Origin of the sequence: Streptomyces sp. NPDC059875, assembly GCF_042731085.1 — a bacterium.
Classification (GTDB): Bacteria; Actinomycetota; Actinomycetes; order Streptomycetales; family Streptomycetaceae; genus Streptomyces.
Genome location: NZ_JBHWJZ010000024.1, coordinates 87,294 through 107,221, shown reverse-complemented (window position 1 = coordinate 107,221; position 19,928 = coordinate 87,294). Strand labels below are relative to the sequence as shown.

The following is a 19,928-nucleotide window of genomic DNA, read 5'->3' as shown; positions in this document are numbered from 1 at the left end:
ATGCCCGCAATCGGGGGCTCAGGCCGTCGCCTGGGACCGCAGCGTCGTCGCCAGCCGTTCCGCCGTCGCCTGCCGGTCGCCGAATTCGGGACCGGCCGAGGCGAACGCCGACACCGCCCGCTCCGCGTACGACAGCGCCACCCCCGCGTCCGTCTCCGCGAGCAGCTCCGCCGCCTGGACACACGTGTCCGCCAGCTCCACCACGTCCGACCCGCACGCCTCCGCCGCCGCGTCCATCAGCGCCCGCCCCTCCCCGGCCGCGCCCGCGATCCACGCCCGGACCCGCAGGGTCCGCACGTACGCCGACGTGTCGCCCAGCGCACGCCACAGCTCGCCCGCCCGCTCGTACGCCGCCGCGGCCTGCGGCTTCAGCTCCGCCCGCAGCAACGCCTGCGCCGCCAGGTTCGCGAGCATCGCGTGGTCCCGCTGCTCCGGCCACTCCTTCGCGAACTCCGCCGCCCGCAGCCACTGCTCCGCCGCCGACCGGGGCTCGTCCAGCGCCATCAGGCAGTCGCCGAGCCACCACAGTGTCTGGACCACCGTCCCGTCGCCGTGTTCCTCCACGGAGAGGTCCAGCAGCGCCGACTCCAGAATCGTCGCCGCCTCCTCGGTCCGCTCCTCCCGCAGCAGCCAACCGCCCAGCAGATGCCGGGCGTACGCGCCGATGCCCCGGCTCTCGCCGGCCTCGTCGGCCCAGTGCGCCGCCTCCAGGGCGTGCTCCGCCGCCTCGCCGAACCGCCCGGCCGCGCCGATGACTTCGGCGAGCTGGAGCCTGAGCCGGCTCTGCCCGGCCGTCCCGGCGTGCTCCGCGCCGTGGTCGAGGGCCGCCCGCGCCGCCCGCTCGGCGGTCTCCAGGTCACCCAGGTGCAGGGCGACCCTCGAGAGTCGGCTCTCCGGCTCGACCGCGTGGAACGGCATCCCGGCCCGGTGGTAGCGCTCCGCCGCGTACGCGTACCGGCGGGCCGCCCCCTCGGCGTCCCCCTCGTACGCCGCCAGGTCGCCCCGTACGGCCTCGGCCATGGCGACCCGGTCCGCGACCTCGGGATCGTCGCCGTACGGCGCCGTGAAGGCGAGCAGGTCGTCCACGGCCCCTGCGAGCGCCTGGGCAGGCGCGAGTTCTTCGGCGTGCGCGGGCTGCTCACCAGGCGCGCCGTCCTTGCCGGGCGCGGGCTGCTGCGCGTCCGCACCGTCCCCCTCGTGCAGCACCAGCAGCCGGATACGGACCCGGCTCAGCAGCGCCCCGGCCGCCTGCCGGGCCGTGGCCGCCTCCTCGGCGTGCAGCGCGAGCACCCGGGCGATCGCCTCCTCGACGGCCGCCGACGCCTCCCCCACCCGCTCGTCGAGCGCGAGCGCGTACGCCGCCCTGGCCCGGGCCGCCTCCGCCTCGCCACGGTCACCGGCCGACTCGTACCCCTCGGCCGCCGCGCGGAACAGCCGCGCCGCCTCCGCCGGGCCGTCCGCGAAGGCCATCGCCCGATGGTCGTCGAGCTCGGCCCGCCCGAGCGCGTCCAGCTCGATCTCGGCGGCCGCCACGGCGTCCCAGGCCGCCCGTGCGGCCGGGTTCCGCTCCTTCGACAGCCGCCGCGCCTCCGCGAGCAGCTCGCGCGGCTCCACCACGGGCTCCGGGGCGGGCAACGGCACCGGCACCGGGATCGGCACCGGTCCCTGCGCCCGTACCCCCAGCGGCAGCCGGTCCAGCAGTGGCGTCCGCGCCATCCGCGCCCGGACGAGCTCGCTCACCCGGTCCGTACCGTTGCGGTCGTCGAAGCGGCGGGCGACCGCCAGCGCCTCCACGCGCGCGTGGCCGGCGAGTTCGGCAGCGGTCCACGAGGAGCCCGCGGGGCGCGCCGGCCCCGGCACCGGCTGTCCGCCGTGCCCGAGCGCCACCAGCCGGTCCATCAGCAGCGCCGTCACGGCCAGGAAGTCCAGATGGCTGTCCGGGTCACCGCAGTCCGTGAAGTACGCCGGACGCTCCGCGAGGATCTCCAGACCCCGCGCCTCGTTCCCGGTCAGCGCGCAGAACTCGATGTGCTCCGCCACCGCACCGCGCATGCTCTCCATCGGCCGCACCAGGCGGTACCCGCGCAGATGGTTCGCACGGGCATGCTCGCCCCGGCCGAGCCGGAGCAGCGGCAGCAGCGAGGACGCCAGGACCGCGTGCGGCTCATGGGCGCAGGTGTGTTCGCCCGACAGGACCGGCGCCCAGATCTCCAGGGCTTTCTCGTCCTCGCCCAGCTCCGCGCACCACATGCCCTGCCCGTGCAGCTCGCAGGCGTGGCAGTCCGCCATCCGGTCGCGATCGGCCGCCAGCCATGCCGCGTACGCCCGGGCCGCCCGCTCCCGGTCCCCGATGTGGCGGGCCACCCGGAACTCGCCCTGCCGCACGGCCCGCTCGGAGTGCCCCGCGAGCCGGTACCGGTGCTCCATCTCGCCGAGCCACTTCTCGATCGAGGCGAGCGGGATGTGCGGCTGGTCGAGCATCCCGCTGGAGACCCACTTGAACACCCAGTGCAGGGTGTGCGCCTCGTACGCGTCGAAGTCCGCGGGGTTCTCGTCCCACATCCGCAGCAGCCGCGAGAAGGGCACGAACATCTTCGCCTTCTCGGAGCTGTAGTTGTACGCCTGCAGCTGGTGTCCGAGCGCCTCGATGACGGCCAGCGGCTCGCCGATCTGCTCGGCCTCGGCGAGCAGCCGCTCGGCCCGCGCGTTGCGTGCGGGTCCCTCGGGCTGCTCGGAGTTGTCCCGCATGGCCTCGCGCAGGGCCTGGAAGGTCAGGGTCATGCCTCGGTCTCCCCGTTGTGAGTGGCCCATTCGAGCAGTCCTGCGAACGCCCGGTTGAGGAGCGCCGAGTCGGCCGGTCGCAGCGGCCGCTGCGCCATCAGCAGCGCCTGTCCGTACAGCGCCTCGACGGCCGTCCCCGCGAGCTGACGGTCGTCGAGCGAGCCGATCCGGCGGATCAGCGGGTTGAGATGGTTGAGGACCAGCCGGGCCCGCGGCGCACTGCCGCGCAGCGAGCCGAGGATGCCCGCCCACAGGTCGTCGGCCTGCTCCTCGGCGTCCGCCCGGGCCTGTTCGTGGCGCGCGGCCCGGTCGTCGAGGTACAGCGCGGGCACGGTCAGCGGGTGGAAGGACCGCAGGGACACGTCGCAGTCGAGAGGGTCCAGAGCGGCGCGCGCCGCCGAGAGGAACGGCGCGAGCGCCAGCTCCTGCGCCGGGTCGACGGAGTCCAGATGGGCGGTGACGGTGTCCGCGTCGAGTTCGGCGATCGCAGTACCGGGCCGGACCTCGGGGAGGCGTTCGACCAGCTCCGTGTCGTACGTGTAGCCACCGTTGACCACGCCGATGCCCTGCGCGGTCGCGATGGCGGCGACCTGCCGGTACTCCTCGACGGTACGGGTGTAGTGCACGACCGGGTGACGGCGGGCGAACTCCTCCAGCGAGAGGCGGCCGGCCGTCGTCTCGAACGGCAGCCACGGAAGCATCGTCCGCAGCATCTCGCCGTCGTGCCGGGCCAGCGACTTCACGCCGAGGTGGTGCACCGACAGGAACTGTTCCAGGCGCTCGGGGGCGCCCGCGGCCAGTGAGCCGAGCCAGTCGCGCACCGCGGCGCCCAAGGCGTCCCGTACGCCCGCCAGCGTCTCGTCCTCGTACAGCGACTCGCGCGAGGCGGTCGGCCGCAGGCTGTCCGTGTCGAGCACGCACCGGACGAAGAACGCCCAGTCGGGCAGCAGCCCGTCCGCCCGCTCGGTCAGCAACATGCCCTTGAGATGGACCCGGTGGCCCGCGCGCTGGGCGGGGCTGACCGCCGACGGCAGCACGTACGCAACCCCCCGGATGCCGGCCAGCGGAAGATCCAGGTCGATCGAGTCGAGCGGGGTGAAGCCGAACAGCGCCTGGCAGTGACCTGCGAGCGCCACCCGTCGGGCGGCCGGGCTCGGGTACGAACGGTCCCAGGGGGCGGGCAGATCGGTGACCCGCTCGTTCCCGACCCGTACGTCGTACGGGAGGAGGGCACCGTACTCGCGGGCCAGCGCGAGCACCTTCTCCTCGGTCAGCCACTCGCCGGCGCCGGGGCGTGCCGTGAGGTGCACCGTGGTGCCCGGCTCCGTGCGCGCGCCGTCCGGGAGCGTACGGACGGTGTACGAACCGTCGTCGCGGGCCGTCCACTCCACCGGCGGTTCGGCGGGCGTACGGGCGCTGCGGCTGACCACCCGGATCTCGGCGGCGACCACGAAGCAGGCGAGCAGCCCGATGCCGAACTGGCCGAGGAACTCGGCCCGCGCGCTCGCGATGCCCTCGGCGTCGGCCCGCTTCGAGCTGCGACCGATGGTGGCGAGCAGGTGGTGCACGTCGTGCTCGGTCAGTCCGATCCCGCTGTCCTCGACGCGCAGGCCGCCGCCGTCCACGGACAGCAGGACCCGCGCAGGGGCGTCCGGCTGCTCCGCGCGGCGCGCGGTGATCGCGTCCACGGCGTTCTGCAGGAGTTCGCGCAGGTAGACCCGGGGGCTCGAATAGAGATGGTGGGAGAGGAGATCCACGAGTCCGCGCAGATCGACCTGGAAGGTGTGCGGTGTCTGATCAGCAGTCATCGTCGCTGCGCCGGTGGGGGGACGGGCGACGGCGCGGGTCGGGCGATCCCGGCGGGCGGTGATCGCGACGGAGGAGGGGAAGACGCGTCATCCTAGGGGTCACGACGCCGACGTGACCAGGGGATATCCACAGCCTGCGGGACGGGTGTCAGTGGAGTGGTGTGCAATGGAACGCGTGCCAGTGCTCGACGAACCCCTCAAGAACCTCCTCGGCGCCGCCACCGCGAAGGTGATGGCCGAGCAGCTCGACCTGCGGACGGTCGGGGACCTCCTCCACCACTACCCCCGGCGGTACGCCGAGCGCGGCGAGCTCACCGCCCTCGCCGACCTGCCGCTGGACGAGCACGTCACGGTGGTCGCGCAGGTGGCCGACGCCCGCGTGCTGACCTTCAACAAGGGCGGCCGCGGCAAGGGCCAGCGCCTGGAAGTCACGATCACCGACGGCAGCGGCCGGATGCAGCTGGTCTTCTTCGGCCGGGCGGTCCACTTCCACCAGAAGGAGCTGCTGCCGGGCCGCCGCGGGATGTTCGCCGGCAAGGTCGGGGTCTTCAACCGCAAGCTCCAGCTCACCCACCCCGAGTACAAGCTCCTGGACGCCGAGAGCAGCGACGAGACGGTCAAGGCGTTCGCCAACGAGCTGTTGCCGATCTACCCCGCCTGCAAGCAGCTGGAGTCCTGGACCATCGAGCAGTCCGTCTCCATCGCTCTGGACTCCCTGGCCGCGACCGGCTGGGCCGGGCTCGCCGACCCGCTGCCGCCCGCCCTGCGCGAGGACCGCGGTCTCACCGACCTGCCCGAGGCGCTCCAGAAGGTCCACCGGCCCCGCACGAAGGCCGACATCGAGGACGCCCGCCAGCGGCTGAAGTGGGACGAGGCCTTCGTCCTCCAGGTCGCCCTCGCCCGCCGCCGGCACGCGGACACCCAACTGCCCGCCGTCGCCCGCAGGCCCGCTCCGGACGGCCTCCGCGACGCCTTCGACGCCAAGCTGCCCTTCACCCTCACCGACGGCCAGCAGAAGGTCTCCCGCGAGATCTTCGACGACCTCGCCACCGAGCACCCCATGCACCGCCTCCTCCAGGGAGAGGTCGGTTCCGGGAAGACGATGGTGGCGCTGCGGGCCATGCTCGCCGTCGTCGACGCCGGGGGACAGGCCGCGATGCTCGCCCCCACCGAGGTCCTCGCCCAACAGCACCACCGGTCGGTCACCGAGATGATGGGCGAGCTCGCCGAGGGAGGCATGCTCGGCGGGACCGAGCACGCCACCAAGGTCGTGCTGCTCACCGGGTCCATGGGCGTCGCCGCCCGCCGGCAGGCCCTGCTCGACCTCGTCACCGGCGAGGCCGGGATCGTCATCGGCACGCACGCGCTGATCGAGGACAAGGTGCAGTTCCACGACCTCGGTCTGGTCGTGGTCGACGAGCAGCACCGCTTCGGCGTGGAGCAGCGCGACGCCCTGCGGGGCAAGGGCAAGCAGCCCCCGCACCTGCTGGTCATGACCGCCACTCCGATCCCGCGCACGGTCGCCATGACCGTCTTCGGCGACCTGGAGACCTCCGTCCTGGACCAGCTGCCCGCCGGGCGTTCCCCGATCGCCAGCCATGTCGTGCCGGCCGCCGACAAGCCGCACTTCCTCACGCGCGCGTGGGAGCGGGTGCGCGAGGAGGTGGAGAACGGGCACCAGGCGTACGTGGTCTGCCCACGCATCGGCGACGACGAGGACGAGAAGCAGAAGGGGAAGCGGAAGGCGTCCCCCGAGGACGAGGCCGAGAAGCGCCCGCCGCTCGCCGTCCTGGAAGTCGCCGAGAAGCTCCGCTCGGGCCCCCTCGCCGGGCTCCGCATCGAGGTTCTGCACGGCCGGATGCACCCGGACGACAAGGACGGCGTCATGCGCCGCTTCGCCGCCGGCGAGGTCGACGTCCTGGTCGCCACCACGGTCATCGAGGTCGGCGTCAACGTCCCGAACGCCACGGCCATGGTGATCATGGACGCCGACCGCTTCGGCGTCTCCCAGCTCCACCAGCTCCGCGGCCGCGTCGGCCGTGGCTCCGCCCCCGGCCTCTGCCTCCTCGTCACCGAGATGCCCGAGGCCAGCCCCGCCCGCCAGCGCCTGGGCGCCGTCGCCTCCACCCTCGACGGCTTCGAGCTCTCCCGGATCGACCTGGAGCAGCGCCGCGAGGGCGACGTCCTCGGCCAGGCCCAGTCCGGCGTCCGTTCCTCGCTGCGGATGCTCACGGTCATCGACGACGAGGAGGTCATCGCCGCCGCTCGCGAGGAGGCGACCGCCGTCGTCCTCGCCGACCCGGACCTCACCGACCACCCCGAGCTGCGCACCGCCCTGGACGCCCTCCTGGACAAGGAGCGGGAGGAGTTCCTGGAGAAGGGGTGACATCACACCCCGCTCACCGGTCATATCGTGGAGGCACAGACCCGAGCCGCCGAAGAAGAGCAAGGACCTCCCATGACCCGCGTGATCGCCGGTACCGCCGGCGGACGCCGACTGGCCGTGCCCCCGGGCAACGGCACCCGCCCCACCTCCGACCGGGCGCGCGAGGGCCTCTTCTCCACCTGGGAGTCGCTCCTCGGCACCCTCGACGGCGCCCGGGTCGCCGACCTGTACGCGGGCTCCGGCGCCGTCGGCCTGGAGGCGCTCTCCCGGGGCGCCTCCCACGCCCTCCTGGTCGAGGCCGACGCCCGCGCGGCACGGACCGTCCGCGAGAACGTCCGCGCGCTCGGACTGCCCGGCGCGGAACTCCGTACGGGCAAAGCGGAACAGATCGTGACGGGACCGGCCCCCGCCACCCCTTATGACCTGGTCTTCCTCGACCCGCCGTACGCCGTCTCGGACGACGATCTTCGCGAGATCCTGCTCACACTCCGCTCTGGGGGCTGGCTCAGCGAGGACGCGCTCGTCACCGTGGAGCGCAGCACCCGAGGCGGGGAATTCGGCTGGCCGGCCGGTTTCGAACCACTGCGGGCCCGTCGCTACGGCGAGGGAACGTTTTGGTACGGTCGCGCCGCCTCTACGTGCGAAGACGCACGATGACCGGACCGGAGAGCGAGGGACCCAAGTTGCGCCGCGCCGTCTGTCCGGGGTCATTCGACCCCATCACCAACGGACATCTCGACATCATCGCCCGCGCCTCCAAGCTGTACGACGTCGTACATGTCGCGGTGATGATCAACCAGTCCAAGAAGGGGCTGTTCACCGTCGAGGAGCGGATCGAACTGATCCGTGAGGTCACCGCCGACTTCGGCAACGTCGAGGTCGAGTCCTTCCACGGCCTGCTCGTCGACTTCTGCAAGCAGCGCGACATCCCCGCCATCGTCAAGGGGCTTCGAGCGGTCAGCGACTTCGACTACGAGCTGCAGATGGCGCAGATGAACAACGGGCTCTCCGGCGTCGAGACCCTGTTCGTCCCGACCAACCCCACGTACAGCTTCCTGTCGTCCTCCCTGGTCAAGGAGGTCGCCGCCTGGGGCGGCGATGTCTCCCACCTGGTGCCGCAGGCCGTCCTCGGCAGGCTCACCCAGCGCCTCGCCGAGCAGCGCGGCGAGCAGTGACCACGAGCGACCGTCACTGACGGACCGTCACCTGGTGTCGGACGGGGGACGACTGCCCTTACAGTCGTCCCGTCCGTCTCCATCCAGCTGTAGAGAGTGGCGAGCACCCGGTGGACGTGCAGAAGAAGCTCGACGAGATCGTCTCGACGGTCACAAACGCCCGCTCCATGCCCATGTCGGCGTCCTGCGTGGTCAACCGCGCCGAGCTGCTCGCCATGCTCGAAGAGGTACGGGAGGCCCTGCCGGGCTCCCTGGCCCAGGCCCAGGAGCTCCTCGGCGGCCGGGAGCACATGGTGGAGCAGGCCCGCCAGGAGGCCGAGCGGATCATCGAGGCCGCCCACGCCGAGCGCGGCTCGCTCATCTCCGACACCCAGGTCGCCCGCCAGTCCCAGGACGAGGCGGACCGGATCCTCTCCGAGGCCCGCCGGGAGGCCGAGGAGATCAGGGCGGAGGCCGACGACTACGTCGACTCCAAGCTCGCCAACTTCGAGGTCGTCCTCAACAAGACCATCGGCTCCGTCGACCGCGGCCGCGAGAAGCTCCTGGGCCGCGGCCCGGGCCTGGACGACCAGGGGTACGCCGACGAGGACGCCCCCGAGTACAGCGCGGACCCGCAGACCCTGATCCACCGGGCCGACGAGTACGTCGACGCCAAGCTGGGCGCCTTCGAGGCGGTGCTGTCCAAGACCCTGGAGGCGGTCGGCCGCGGCCGGCAGAAGCTGCACGGCCGGATCGCCACCGACGACCTCGGCGCGCACATGGCGGCCCAGGACGCGGCGGGCGGCGCGGTGCACACCAGCGACGCGGACTACCTGGCGGGGCTCGCTGAGCTGGCCGACCCGGAGCCGGTCCAGCAGCCCGTTCACCAGCAGGCCGCGCAGCAGGTCCCGCAGATCCCGGCGCAGCAGCCCGATCCGTACGGGTACCAGCAGCAGCCGCAGCACCAGGACGCCTACGCGTACCAGCAGGACCCGTACGGCTACCAGCAGCAGCCCGACCCGTACGCGTACCAGCAGCAGTACAGCTACGACCAGCAGCCGCAGCACCAAGCCCAGCCGCAGGCCGCCGCGCTCGACGAGACCAGCTTCTTCGACACCAGCATGATCGACCTGGAGCAGCTGCGGCAGTACGAGCAGGGGCACGGCCAGGCACACGGTCAGGGGCACTGACCGAGGCCCGACCAAGGCCGGATTGGGCCCTGAGCGAAGCGTCCAGTATCCTGGCTCTTCGGTCGCGCGTATGTCCGCGATCCATGCTGCCCGCTTCGTCTCTCGATTCGAACACGGCAGCCCCTCTCACGATCCGAAAGCAGGAAGAGCCCTGAGCACGCGCCTTGACCACCGCAACCCCCTCGTGTTCGACACGCACGAGCTGGGGCGGCGTCCTGGTGCCCTTCAGCGGCTCTCCCGCTCGGTCGAGGCCCCCACGAACCTCGGTGTCGAAGGGGTCATCGGTGTGCCGGAAGGCGCGCCCGTGGAGATCGATCTCCGTCTCGAGTCGGTCATGGAAGGGGTGCTTGTCACAGGCACCGCCCGTGCATCGGCCGAGGGGGAGTGCGTAAGGTGTCTGGAGCCCGTCGAGCTGGAGCTCGACGTGGACTTCCAGGAGATGTTCTCGTACCCCGACTCCGACGACCGGGGCCGCTCCAAGGCGGCCGCGGACGACGAAGCCGAGGACGACGAGGACATGATCCCCCTCGAGGACGGCATGTTCGACCTCGAACCCGTGCTGCGTGATGCGGTGGTGCTCGCACTGCCGATGCAGCCGGTGTGCCGGGAGGACTGTGCGGGGCTGTGTTCCCAATGCGGAACCAACCTGAACGACAACCCGGACCACCACCACGATGCCGTCGACATGCGTTGGGCGGCACTGCAGGGACTCGCCGGTTCGCTGGGAACCGATGAGAAGGACAACATGAGCGGCGCCGAAGCTGGCGTCGACGAGAAGCAGGAGAAGTAGCCGTGGCTGTTCCGAAGCGGAAGATGTCGCGCAGCAACACGCGCCACCGCCGGTCGCAGTGGAAGGCTGCGGTCCCCACCCTGGTTTCGTGTGAGCGTTGCCAGGAGCCGAAGCAGCAGCACATCGCGTGCCCGAGCTGCGGCACCTACAACAAGCGCCAGGTCCTCTCGGTCTGAGTGGCTGGTGAGAGGCGCGATGTCTGAGTCCAACAAGACGGACAATGCCTCGTCCCACACGCTTCTGGAAGGGCGGCTCGGGTATCAGCTCGAGTCCGCCCTTCTGGTGCGTGCGCTGACGCATCGCTCGTACGCGTACGAGAACGGCGGTCTGCCCACCAACGAGCGTCTCGAGTTCCTCGGGGACTCCGTGCTCGGCCTGGTGGTCACGGACACGCTGTACCGCACCCACCCCGACCTGCCCGAAGGCCAGCTGGCCAAGCTGCGGGCCGCGGTGGTCAACTCGCGTGCGCTGGCGGAGGTCGGCCGCGGCCTCGAACTCGGCTCCTTCATCCGGCTCGGCCGGGGCGAAGAGGGCACGGGTGGCCGGGACAAGGCGTCCATCCTCGCCGACACCCTTGAAGCGGTGATCGGTGCGGTCTATCTCGACCAGGGCCTCGACGCGGCCTCGGAGCTGGTGCACCGGCTCTTCGACCCGCTGATCGAGAAGTCCTCGAACCTCGGTGCAGGACTGGACTGGAAGACCAGCCTCCAGGAACTGACCGCGGCCGAGGGTCTGGGTGTTCCGGAGTACCTCGTCACCGAGACGGGTCCGGACCACGAGAAGACCTTCACTGCTGCCGCCCGCGTCGGTGGTGTCTCGTACGGCACCGGCACCGGCCGCAGCAAGAAGGAAGCGGAGCAGCAGGCGGCGGAATCCGCTTGGCGCGCGATCCGCGCGGCGGCGGACGAGCGTCTCGCGGCGGCGAAGGCCGCGGCGGACGTGGCGGCCGAAACGGCGCCGGAAGAGGTCGCCGACACCTCTTCCCCCGCGGACCAGGCCTCGGCCTGAACCCCTCCGCTTCCTGACGGCACTGCTTCTTGGCGACCCCGCCAGGGGCCCCGCAAGGGTCCCCGGGCGGGGTCTTCTGCTTCCGTCCGGGCGCCTCGGTCCGGGCGGTAGGCTTCGGGCGTCCCCTTTCCCGTACCCCCTCCGGAGGAGTCCCGTGCCCGAGTTGCCCGAGGTCGAGGTCGTACGGCGCGGTCTTGAGCGCTGGGTCGGCGGGCGAACCGTGGGCGAGGTCGAGGTGCTGCATCCGCGGGCCGTGCGCCGGCATCCGGCCGGCGGGGCGGACTTCGCCGCGCGGCTCAAGGGGCATCGCTTCGGGACCGCACGCCGCCGCGGCAAGTACCTGTGGATCCCGCTCGCGGACGCCGACATCTCCGTCCTCGGCCATCTCGGCATGAGCGGGCAACTGCTCGTCCAGCCCGAGGACGCCCCCGACGAGAAGCACCTGCGGATCCGCGTCCGTTTCGAGGACGGCCTCGGCACCGAGCTGCGCTTCGTCGACCAGCGCACCTTCGGCGGTCTCTCACTCCACGACAGCACCCCCGACGGGCTGCCCGACGTCATCGCGCACATCGCCCGCGACCCGCTGGACCCGGAGTTCGACGACGCGGCCTTCCAGACGGCGCTCCGCCTGCGCCGTACCACCGTCAAGCGCGCGCTGCTCGACCAGACGCTGATCAGCGGGGTCGGCAACATCTACGCCGACGAGGCGCTGTGGCGCGCCAAGCTGCACTACGAACGCCCCACCGCCACGCTGACCCGGCCGCGCTCCGCCGAGCTCCTCGGCCATGTACGGGACGTCATGAACGCGGCCCTCGCCGCAGGCGGGACCAGCTTCGACAGCCTCTACGTCAACGTGAACGGCGAGTCCGGCTACTTCGACCGGTCGCTCGACGCCTACGGGCGCGAGGACGAGCCGTGCCACCGCTGCGGCACGCCCATGCGCCGCCGCCCGTGGATGAACCGGTCCAGCTACTTCTGCCCGCGCTGCCAGCGTCCGCCCCGCGCTACGGCGTGACGCTCACGGCAGCCGTGCGCTTCTCGTCGTAGGTCTCGCGCGCCGAGAGGACCTCCGGCATCCGGCCCTCGACCAGGTCGATCAGCGCGCGCAGCCGCTCCGCGATCTCGCGGCCCAGCGGCGTCAGCCGGTAGTCCACCCGCGGCGGGTTGGTCGGCTGTGCCTCACGATGGACGAGCCCGTCGCGCTCCAGCGCGTGCAGGGTCTGCGACAGCATCTTCTCGCTGACCCCGTCGACCCGGCGACGCAGCTCGTTGAAGCGGAACGTGCCTTCGTGGAGCGCCCCGAGCGTGAGCGCGCCCCATCGGCCTGTCACATGCTCCAGCGTCTCGCGCGAGGTGCAGGCCCGGGCGAACACGTCGAACACGAGGTCGTCAGTCATGCCTTCCACCGTACTCGCGCACAGCGCTGACTATCGGAGTGCGCTGACCCGGAGTGCGTGGCTCAGAAGCCGAAGTCCTGCGTCCACCACGGACCGCCGTCCGCGAAGTGCACACCGACACCCAGCGTCGTGTAGTCGCAGTTCAGGATGTTCGCGCGGTGGCCGTCGCTGGTCATCCACGACTCCATCACGGCCGCGGCGTCCACCTGGCCGCGGGCGATGTTCTCGCCGCCCAGGCCGGAGATGCCGGCCTGACGGGCGCGCTCCCAGGGGGTGTCGCCGTCCGGGTCGGTGTGGTCGAAGAAGCCGCGTGCGGCCATGTCCTTGCTGAAGGCGCCCGCCAGTGCGGCGAGACTGCCGTCGGACCGGACCGCACTGCAGCCCACCTTCGCCCGCTCCTGGTTGACCAGCCGTACGACCTCCGCCTCGGCCGCCGCGGCGCGGTCGGTCGGGACCGGGGCCGTCTGGGTGGGCACGACGGGCTTCACGGTCGTGGGCACCGGCTTCGGCTTGGGCTTCGTCGTCGGCACCGTCGTCTTCGGCGCCGTCTTCGTCGGCTGAGGGGCCGGCTTCTTCGGGGTCGGGGACGCGGTGGTCTTCGACGGCTTCGGCGAGGGGGTCGCGGAAGGGGAGGTGGAGGCCTTGCCGGCGCCCTTGCCCGTACCCGCGCTCGCCGCCGGGCTCGACGACTGGTTCGACGGGGTTGCGGACGAGCCGCCCTGCGTCGTCAGCTCCGGAGCCTGGCGGGACTCGGTCTGCTGCTCACCCGAGCCGGCGCTGCCGACGGTCAGGGTTTCCCCGCCCGGCAGGAGGCCAGAGGCGACGGCGACCGCGCCGACCGCGACCGCGGCGGAGGCGCCGAGCAGTCCGGTGCGCACGGCTCCGCGCTTCCTGCGGGCCCCCCGGTGCCGGCGGTCCGAACCGGCCGCGTAATCTTCTGCGGCGGGCGCGGCGCCGGAGCGACGATGGCGTCCCATCTGCTCTGCCTTCCTGACGACCTGTGCTGGACTCTTTGCTGATCTTTGCTTCTGTGGGGCCTGTGAAGGGCCTGTCCACTGAGACGCGCCCGAACGGGTGAGTCTCATTCGGTCGGGACTGTACGCCATGACGCGCCGGGGCGACGTGCCCCTTCGGCAATTGGCCCGTTAGCGTGCAGCCATGAACGAAGACGTACGGCTCACCGCATGGGTGCGCGGCCGAGTACAGGGAGTGGGCTTCCGCTGGTTCACCAGGGCAAACGCCTTGGAGATCGGCGGGCTCGTCGGCTTCGCGCTCAACCTCGACGACGGACGGGTGCAGGTCGTCGCCGAGGGGTCGAGTGAGAATTGCCACCGTCTGCTCGACTGGCTCCGCTCCGCCGACACTCCCGGGCGTGTGGACGGAGTCACCGAGATCTGGGGCACCCCGCGCGGCGGCTACGACACCTTCGCGATCCGCTGACGATCATGGCGACAGGGCTCCGCCCGGTCGCCCTCGCGACCCTCGGGCGGACGTTCGGCGAAGGGCCGCCGAAGCGGAAATGACCTGCGGATTGCCAAGAAGGGCTTGCCGTGCCGGGCTGCGCGCGGAAGGATGATCTCTACGCCCCCTGAGGCACCGAGTTGCGAGGCGCCGTCGCGAGTTCCGCGGCCGCAGACCCCCCGGTTGCCCCTTGATACGGGGCGTGATCGTGTTGACCGTCAAACTTTTTGGTGAGACTCTGGAAGCCCCGCGCACCTTAGCTGTTTGGCAGTGGAAACCGGCACGACAAGATGTGCTGCCGAGCACCGCGGGTGCGAAATCCCTCACGACCCACACCGCTTCGGTCGGTCACTCAGTGTGGAGGACCATCCATCATGGCAAAGGCGCTTCTCGGTTACGTCGGCGGCTCCGACCCGCGACTCCTCGCCGAGATGCGACGGCTTCAGCAGCGCGTCCAGGACCTGGAGTCCGAGCTCGTTCGGATCCAGTCCGAGAACGACGCGCTCAACGCTGCCGCCGCACAGCATGGAGAGTCGCTGCTCGACAGCATCGACCTCGACGTTCCCCAGGCGGAGCCTGCGCTCACCTGACAGTCAGCCCCGTGCCGGGGCCAGGTGAGAAACACTCTCGCTAGCACAGCTAGATATGCAAGGGGCGCTCCGGCGTCCCTTCTTTCTTGAGTCCCCCATGTCCCACCCCTCCTCAGGGGAGGGTGTGCCCTGCACCTTCATGGGTGAAACGCGCAACCACAGGTAGAGTCCGGGGGCGTGCATCTCAAGGCCCTGACCCTCCGCGGTTTCAAGTCGTTCGCCTCCGCCACCACGCTGCGGTTCGAACCGGGAATCACGTGTGTCGTCGGGCCCAACGGCTCCGGCAAGTCCAATGTCGTGGACGCGCTGTCCTGGGTCATGGGAGAGCAGGGCGCCAAGTCGCTGCGCGGCGGCAAGATGGAGGACGTCATCTTCGCCGGCACGACCGGGCGGCCGCCGCTCGGCCGCGCCGAGGTCTCGCTGACCATCGACAACTCCGACGGCGCGCTGCCCATCGACTACGCCGAGGTCACCATCACCCGGATCATGTTCCGGGGCGGCAGCAGCGAGTACCAGATCAACGGCGACACCTGCCGGCTGCTCGACATCCAGGACCTGCTCTCCGACTCCGGCATCGGCCGCGAGATGCACGTCATCGTCGGCCAGGGCCAGCTCGACTCCGTCCTGCACGCCGATCCGATGGGGCGCCGCGCCTTCATCGAGGAGGCGGCCGGCGTGCTCAAGCACCGCAAGCGCAAGGAGAAGGCGCTGCGGAAGCTCGACGCGATGCAGGCCAACCTCGCGCGCGTGCAGGACCTCACCGACGAACTGCGCCGCCAGCTCAAGCCGCTCGGCCGGCAGGCGGCGGTCGCGCGCCGGGCCGCCGTCATCCAGGCCGATCTGCGCGACGCCCGGCTGCGCCTGCTCTCCGACGACCTCGTACGCCTCCAGGAGGCGCTGAAGACCGAAGTCGCCGACGAGGCCGCGCTCAAGGAGCGCAAGGAGAGCGCCGAGGCGGAGCTCCGCGCGGCGCTCGCCAAGGAGGCGGAGCTGGAGGAGGAGGTGCGCAGACTCGCCCCGCGCCTCCAGCGCGCCCAGCAGAGCTGGTACGAGCTCTCCCAGCTCGCCGAGCGGGTCCGGGGCACCGTCTCGCTCGCCGACGCGCGCGTGAAGAGTGCCACCGCCCAGCCGCCGGAGGAGCGCCGCGGCCGCGACCCCGAGGACATGGAACGCGAGGCCGCCCGCATCCGCGAGCAGGAGGCCGAGCTGGAGGCCGCCCTGGAAGCGGCCGAACGTGCCCTGGAGGACACCGTCGCCCACCGCGCCGAACTGGAGCGCGAGCTGGCGGTGGAGGAGCGCCGCCTCAAGGACGTGGCCCGCGCCATCGCCGACCGCCGCGAGGGCCTCGCCCGGCTGCACGGCCAGGTCAACGCCGCCCGCTCACGCGCCGCGTCCGCGCAGGCCGAGATCGACCGGCTCGCCGCCGCGAGGGACGAGGCCCAGGAGCGGGCCGTCGCCGCCCAGGAGGAGTACGAGCAGCTCAAGGCCGAGGTCGACGGCCTCGACGCGGACGACACCGAACTGGGGGAGCGGTACGAGTCCGCCCGCCGGGACCTCGCCGAGGCCGAGTCCGCCCTGACGGCCGCCCGTGAGGCCGCCACGGAGGCCGACCGCAGCCGCGCCGCGACCCGGGCCCGCCACGAGGCCCTGTCCCTGGGGCTGCGCCGCAAGGACGGCACGGACGCGCTGCTCGGCGCCCGCGACAGCCTGAGCGGACTGCTCGGTCCGGCCGCGGAACTGCTCACCGTCACCCCGGGATACGAGATCCCGCTCGCCGCCGCCCTCGGCGCGGCGGCGGACGCGATCGCCGTCTCCGGCCCCGCCGCTGCCGCCGAGGCCCTGCGCCTCCTGCGCAAGCAGGACGCCGGCCGCGCCGCCCTGCTGCTCACCGGGACCGAGCCCCCGGCACGGCCGACCGACACCGCGGGCCACCGCCCCGCCGCCGACCTCGTGCGCGGACCCGAGGAACTCATGGGGGCCGTACGGCGGTTGCTCGACGGGATCGTCGTGGTCGGAACGCTGGAGGAGGCCGAGGAGCTCGTCTACGCACACCCGGGGCTCACCGCCGTCACCGCCGAGGGAGACCTGCTGGGGGCGCACTTCGCGCAGGGCGGTTCCGCCGGGGCGCCCAGCCTCCTCGAGGTGCAGGCGTCCGTCGACGAGGCGGCCGCCGAGCTGGAGGAGCTGGAGTCGCGGTGGGCGGAGCTGGCCCTCGCCCAGCAGGAGGCGACCGAACGCAGACGCACCGCCGCCGCGCTCGTCGAGGAGCTGGCCGAACGCCGCCGCGCCGCCGACCGCGAGAAGTCGGCCGTCGCCCAGCAGCTCGGCCGGCTCGCCGGGCAGGCCCGCGGCGCCGCCGGCGAGGCAGAGCGGACCACCGCGGCGGCCGCCCGCGCGGACGAGGCCCTGGAGAAGGCGCTGTACGAGGCCGAGGAGCTGGCCGAGCGGCTCCTCGTCGCCGAGGAGACCCCGGCCGAGGAGGAGCCCGACACCTCCGTGCGCGACCGGCTCGCCGCCGACGGCGCCAACGCGCGCCAGACCGAGATGGAGGCCAGGCTCCAGCTCCGTACCCACGAGGAGCGGGTCAAGGGCCTCGCGGGACGCGCCGACTCCCTCGACCGGGGCGCCCGCGCCGAACGCGAGGCACGCGCGCGTGCCGAGCAGCGCCGGGCTCGGCTGCGCCACGAGGCGGAGGTCGCCGGCGCCGTCGCCACGGGCGCCCGGCAGCTCCTGTCCCACATCGAGGTCTCCCTGGTTCGGGCCGAGCAGGAGCGCGTGCTCGCCGACGCCGCCAAGGCCGCCCGCGAGCAGGGCCTGACCGCCGCACGCAACCGGGGCCGCGATCTGAAGGCCGAGCTGGACAAGCTCACCGACTCCGTCCACCGCGGCGAGGTCCTCGGCGCGGAGAAGCGGATGCGGATCGAGCAGCTGGAGACCAAGGCCCTGGAGGAGCTGGGCGTCGAACCGGCCGGCCTCGTCTCCGAGTACGGTCCCCATCAGCTCGTACCGCCGTCGCCGCCCGCCGAGGGCGAGGAGCTGCCGGAGGACCCAGAGCATCCGCGCAACCAGCCGCGTCCGTTCGTCCGTACGGAGCAGGAGAAGCGGCTGAAGGCCGCCGAACGGGCGTATCAGCAGCTCGGCAAGGTGAATCCGCTGGCCCTGGAGGAGTTCGCGGCGCTGGAGGAACGCCACAAGTTCCTTTCCGAGCAGCTGGAGGACCTCAAGAAGACCCGGACCGACCTCCTTCAGGTCGTGAAGGAGGTCGACCTCCGCGTCGAGCAGGTCTTCACCGAGGCGTTCCGAGACACCGCCCGCGAGTTCGAGGGCGTCTTCTCGCGCCTCTTCCCCGGCGGCGAAGGGCGGCTGATCCTGACCGACCCCGACAACATGCTCACCACCGGTGTCGACGTCGAGGCCCGCCCGCCGGGCAAGAAGGTCAAGCGCCTCTCGCTGCTCTCCGGCGGCGAGCGTTCGCTGACCGCCGTCGCGATGCTGGTCTCCATCTTCAAGGCCCGCCCCAGCCCGTTCTATGTGATGGACGAGGTGGAAGCGGCCCTGGACGACACCAACCTCCAGCGGCTGATCCGGATCATGCAGGAGCTCCAGGAGTCCTCGCAGCTCATCGTCATCACGCACCAGAAGCGGACGATGGAGGTCGCGGACGCGCTCTACGGCGTCTCCATGCAGGGGGACGGCGTCTCGAAGGTCATCAGCCAGCAACTTCGTTGATCAACTTCAACTCTTGAACGAACAAGGGGCATGAGCTTGTTTTAAGTCATACGACATCAAGTATTGACTTCGAAACTTGAAGGCATAGTCTCTGCAACGTTGCTTTTACCTTCACGTGGTGGGCGGCGTGATGTTGTGCGCCACTGGAAGGGCTCGCCCCCCACGCCCCGGCGACGCTGCCGGAGCCCCCAGGAGTCCATGTGACCAGCACCGCGCAGGCGCCCACGCCGCCGCCTTCCGAAGGCCGAGCCGCCCACCCGGACCACCTCGGCCACGTCATCTTCATCACGGCGTCGGCCGCGATGGGCGGCTTCCTCTTCGGCTACGACAGCTCCGTCATCAACGGCGCCGTCGAGGCCATCCGAGACCGCTACGACATCGGCTCCGGCACGCTGGCCCAGGTCATCGCCATCGCCCTGATCGGCTGCGCCATCGGCGCCGCGACCGCCGGCCGGATCGCCGACCGCATCGGCCGCATCCGCTGCATGCAGATCTCCGCGGTGCTCTTCGCCGTCAGCGCCGTGGGCTCCGCGCTGCCCTTCGCCCTCTGGGACCTGGCCCTCTGGCGGATCGTCGGCGGCTTCGCCATCGGCATGGCCTCCGTGATCGGCCCGGCGTACATCGCCGAGGTCGCCCCCGCCGCCTACCGCGGCCGCCTCGGCTCCTTCCAGCAGGCCGCGATCGTCATCGGCATCGCCATCTCGCAGCTGGTCAACTACGGCATCCTGCAGCTCGCCGACGGCGACCAGCGCGGCGAGATCGGCGGCCTCGAGGCCTGGCAGTGGATGCTCGGCGTGATGGTCGTCCCCGCCGTGCTCTACGGTCTGCTCTCCTTCGCCATCCCGGAGTCCCCGCGCTTCCTCATCTCCGTCGGCAGGATCGACCGGGCCAAGGAGGTCCTCGCCGAGGTCGAGGGCCACGAGGTGAACCTCGACCACCGCGTCGCCGAGATCGACCAGGCCATGCGCAGCGAGCACAAGTCCACCTTCAGGGACCTGCTCGTGGCCGGCGGCCGCTTCAAGCTGCTCCCCATCGTCTGGGTCGGCATCGGACTCTCGGTCTTCCAGCAGCTCGTCGGCATCAACGTCGCCTTCTACTACTCGGCGACGCTCTGGCAGTCGGTCGGCGTCGACCCCTCCAGCTCGTTCTTCTACTCGTTCACCACGTCGATCATCAACATCATCGGCACCGTGATCGCGATGGTCCTGGTCGACCGGGTGGGCCGCAAGCCCCTTGCGCTCGTCGGCTCCATCGGCATGGCGATCGCCCTCGCCTTCGAGGCCTGGGCCTTCTCCGCCGACCTCGTCGACGGCAAGCTCCCCGAGACCCAGGGCGTCGTGGCGCTCGTCGCCGCCCACGTCTTCGTGCTCTTCTTCGCCCTCTCGTGGGGCGTGGTGGTCTGGGTCTTCCTCGGCGAGATGTTCCCCAACCGGATCCGCGCCGCCGCCCTCGGCGTCGCCGCCTCCGCGCAGTGGATCGCCAACTGGGCCATCACCGCGAGCTTCCCGTCCCTGGCCGACTGGAACCTCTCCGGTACGTACGTGATCTACACGATCTTCGCCGTGCTCTCCATCCCCTTCGTGCTCAGGTACGTGAAGGAGACCAAGGGCAAGGCGTTGGAGGAGATGGGCTAA

Annotated in this window: 16 protein-coding genes; 12 read left to right on the top strand and 4 right to left on the bottom strand. The window is 71.6% G+C overall.

The features are described 5' to 3' along the window. Window positions 1-18 precede the first annotated feature (18 nt). Both ACFV9D_RS26860 and ACFV9D_RS26855 read right to left on the bottom strand, forming a co-directional pair. The gene (locus ACFV9D_RS26860) at window positions 19-2,781 is read right to left on the bottom strand and encodes a tetratricopeptide repeat protein (protein ID WP_385151297.1); all 2,763 of its coding nucleotides are present in this window, start codon (window positions 2,779-2,781) and stop codon (window positions 19-21) included. Further along, complete coding sequence (locus ACFV9D_RS26855; protein WP_385151294.1) at window positions 2,778-4,589, bottom strand: HSP90 family protein; 1,812 nt, start codon at window positions 4,587-4,589, stop codon at window positions 2,778-2,780. The genes ACFV9D_RS26860 and ACFV9D_RS26855 overlap by 4 nt, the downstream gene beginning before the upstream one ends. Before the next feature lie 166 nt (window positions 4,590-4,755). On the opposite strand from ACFV9D_RS26855, the gene recG reads away from it, so the two are divergent. The 8 genes from recG to mutM all read left to right on the top strand — a co-directional run bounded on the left by recG (window position 4,756) and on the right by mutM (window position 12,132). Beyond that, window positions 4,756-6,975 carry an ATP-dependent DNA helicase RecG gene (gene recG, locus ACFV9D_RS26850; RefSeq protein ID WP_385151291.1) on the top strand — a complete coding sequence of 740 codons (2,220 nt, stop codon included), beginning with the start codon at window positions 4,756-4,758 and terminating at the stop codon, window positions 6,973-6,975. Window positions 6,976-7,047: 72 nt separating this feature from the next. Next, a complete protein-coding gene (gene rsmD, locus ACFV9D_RS26845) occupies window positions 7,048-7,632 on the top strand; it encodes a 16S rRNA (guanine(966)-N(2))-methyltransferase RsmD (protein WP_385151288.1) in 585 nt (194 codons plus the stop codon). A 26-nt stretch (window positions 7,633-7,658) separates the two neighbouring features. Beyond that, window positions 7,659-8,150 carry a pantetheine-phosphate adenylyltransferase gene (gene coaD / locus ACFV9D_RS26840; protein ID WP_385151393.1) on the top strand — a complete coding sequence of 164 codons (492 nt, stop codon included), beginning with the start codon at window positions 7,659-7,661 and terminating at the stop codon, window positions 8,148-8,150. A gap of 110 nt (window positions 8,151-8,260) precedes the next feature. Then, the gene (locus tag ACFV9D_RS26835; protein WP_385151285.1) at window positions 8,261-9,319 is read left to right on the top strand and encodes a cell division initiation protein; all 1,059 of its coding nucleotides are present in this window, start codon (window positions 8,261-8,263) and stop codon (window positions 9,317-9,319) included. Window positions 9,320-9,389: 70 nt separating this feature from the next. Continuing rightward, window positions 9,390-10,109, top strand: a complete 720-nt coding sequence (locus ACFV9D_RS26830) for a YceD family protein (RefSeq protein WP_385151390.1) — start codon at window positions 9,390-9,392, stop codon at window positions 10,107-10,109. A 2-nt stretch (window positions 10,110-10,111) separates the two neighbouring features. Continuing rightward, window positions 10,112-10,285, top strand: coding sequence for a 50S ribosomal protein L32 (gene rpmF, locus ACFV9D_RS26825; protein WP_030496967.1), 174 nt, complete (start codon window positions 10,112-10,114; stop codon window positions 10,283-10,285). 19 nt (window positions 10,286-10,304) lie between these two features. After that, window positions 10,305-11,117 (top strand): ribonuclease III, encoded by an 813-nt coding sequence (gene rnc / locus ACFV9D_RS26820; RefSeq protein ID WP_385151282.1) that lies wholly within the window; start codon window positions 10,305-10,307, stop codon window positions 11,115-11,117. A 154-nt stretch (window positions 11,118-11,271) separates the two neighbouring features. Continuing rightward, complete coding sequence (mutM, locus tag ACFV9D_RS26815; protein WP_385151279.1) at window positions 11,272-12,132, top strand: bifunctional DNA-formamidopyrimidine glycosylase/DNA-(apurinic or apyrimidinic site) lyase; 861 nt, start codon at window positions 11,272-11,274, stop codon at window positions 12,130-12,132. Here the strand turns inward: mutM and ACFV9D_RS26810 are convergent. Both ACFV9D_RS26810 and ACFV9D_RS26805 read right to left on the bottom strand, forming a co-directional pair. Beyond that, window positions 12,122-12,514, bottom strand: a complete 393-nt coding sequence (locus ACFV9D_RS26810; RefSeq protein WP_385151276.1) for a winged helix-turn-helix transcriptional regulator — start codon at window positions 12,512-12,514, stop codon at window positions 12,122-12,124. The genes mutM and ACFV9D_RS26810 overlap by 11 nt on opposite strands. Window positions 12,515-12,576: 62 nt before the next feature. Continuing rightward, on the bottom strand, window positions 12,577-13,491 hold the full coding sequence (locus tag ACFV9D_RS26805; RefSeq protein WP_385151273.1) for a CAP domain-containing protein: 915 nt from the start codon (window positions 13,489-13,491) through the stop codon (window positions 12,577-12,579). Window positions 13,492-13,672: 181 nt separating this feature from the next. On the opposite strand from ACFV9D_RS26805, the gene ACFV9D_RS26800 reads away from it, so the two are divergent. The 4 genes from ACFV9D_RS26800 to ACFV9D_RS26785 all read left to right on the top strand — a co-directional run bounded on the left by ACFV9D_RS26800 (window position 13,673) and on the right by ACFV9D_RS26785 (window position 19,928). Beyond that, complete coding sequence (locus ACFV9D_RS26800; RefSeq protein WP_385151270.1) at window positions 13,673-13,954, top strand: acylphosphatase; 282 nt, start codon at window positions 13,673-13,675, stop codon at window positions 13,952-13,954. Between the two features lie 395 nt (window positions 13,955-14,349). Further along, window positions 14,350-14,565 (top strand): hypothetical protein, encoded by a 216-nt coding sequence (locus ACFV9D_RS26795; protein ID WP_215066520.1) that lies wholly within the window; start codon window positions 14,350-14,352, stop codon window positions 14,563-14,565. A gap of 177 nt (window positions 14,566-14,742) precedes the next feature. Then, complete coding sequence (gene smc, locus ACFV9D_RS26790) at window positions 14,743-18,294, top strand: chromosome segregation protein SMC (RefSeq protein ID WP_385151267.1); 3,552 nt, start codon at window positions 14,743-14,745, stop codon at window positions 18,292-18,294. Between the two features lie 200 nt (window positions 18,295-18,494). Further along, on the top strand, window positions 18,495-19,928 hold the full coding sequence (locus ACFV9D_RS26785) for a sugar porter family MFS transporter (RefSeq protein ID WP_385151264.1): 1,434 nt from the start codon (window positions 18,495-18,497) through the stop codon (window positions 19,926-19,928).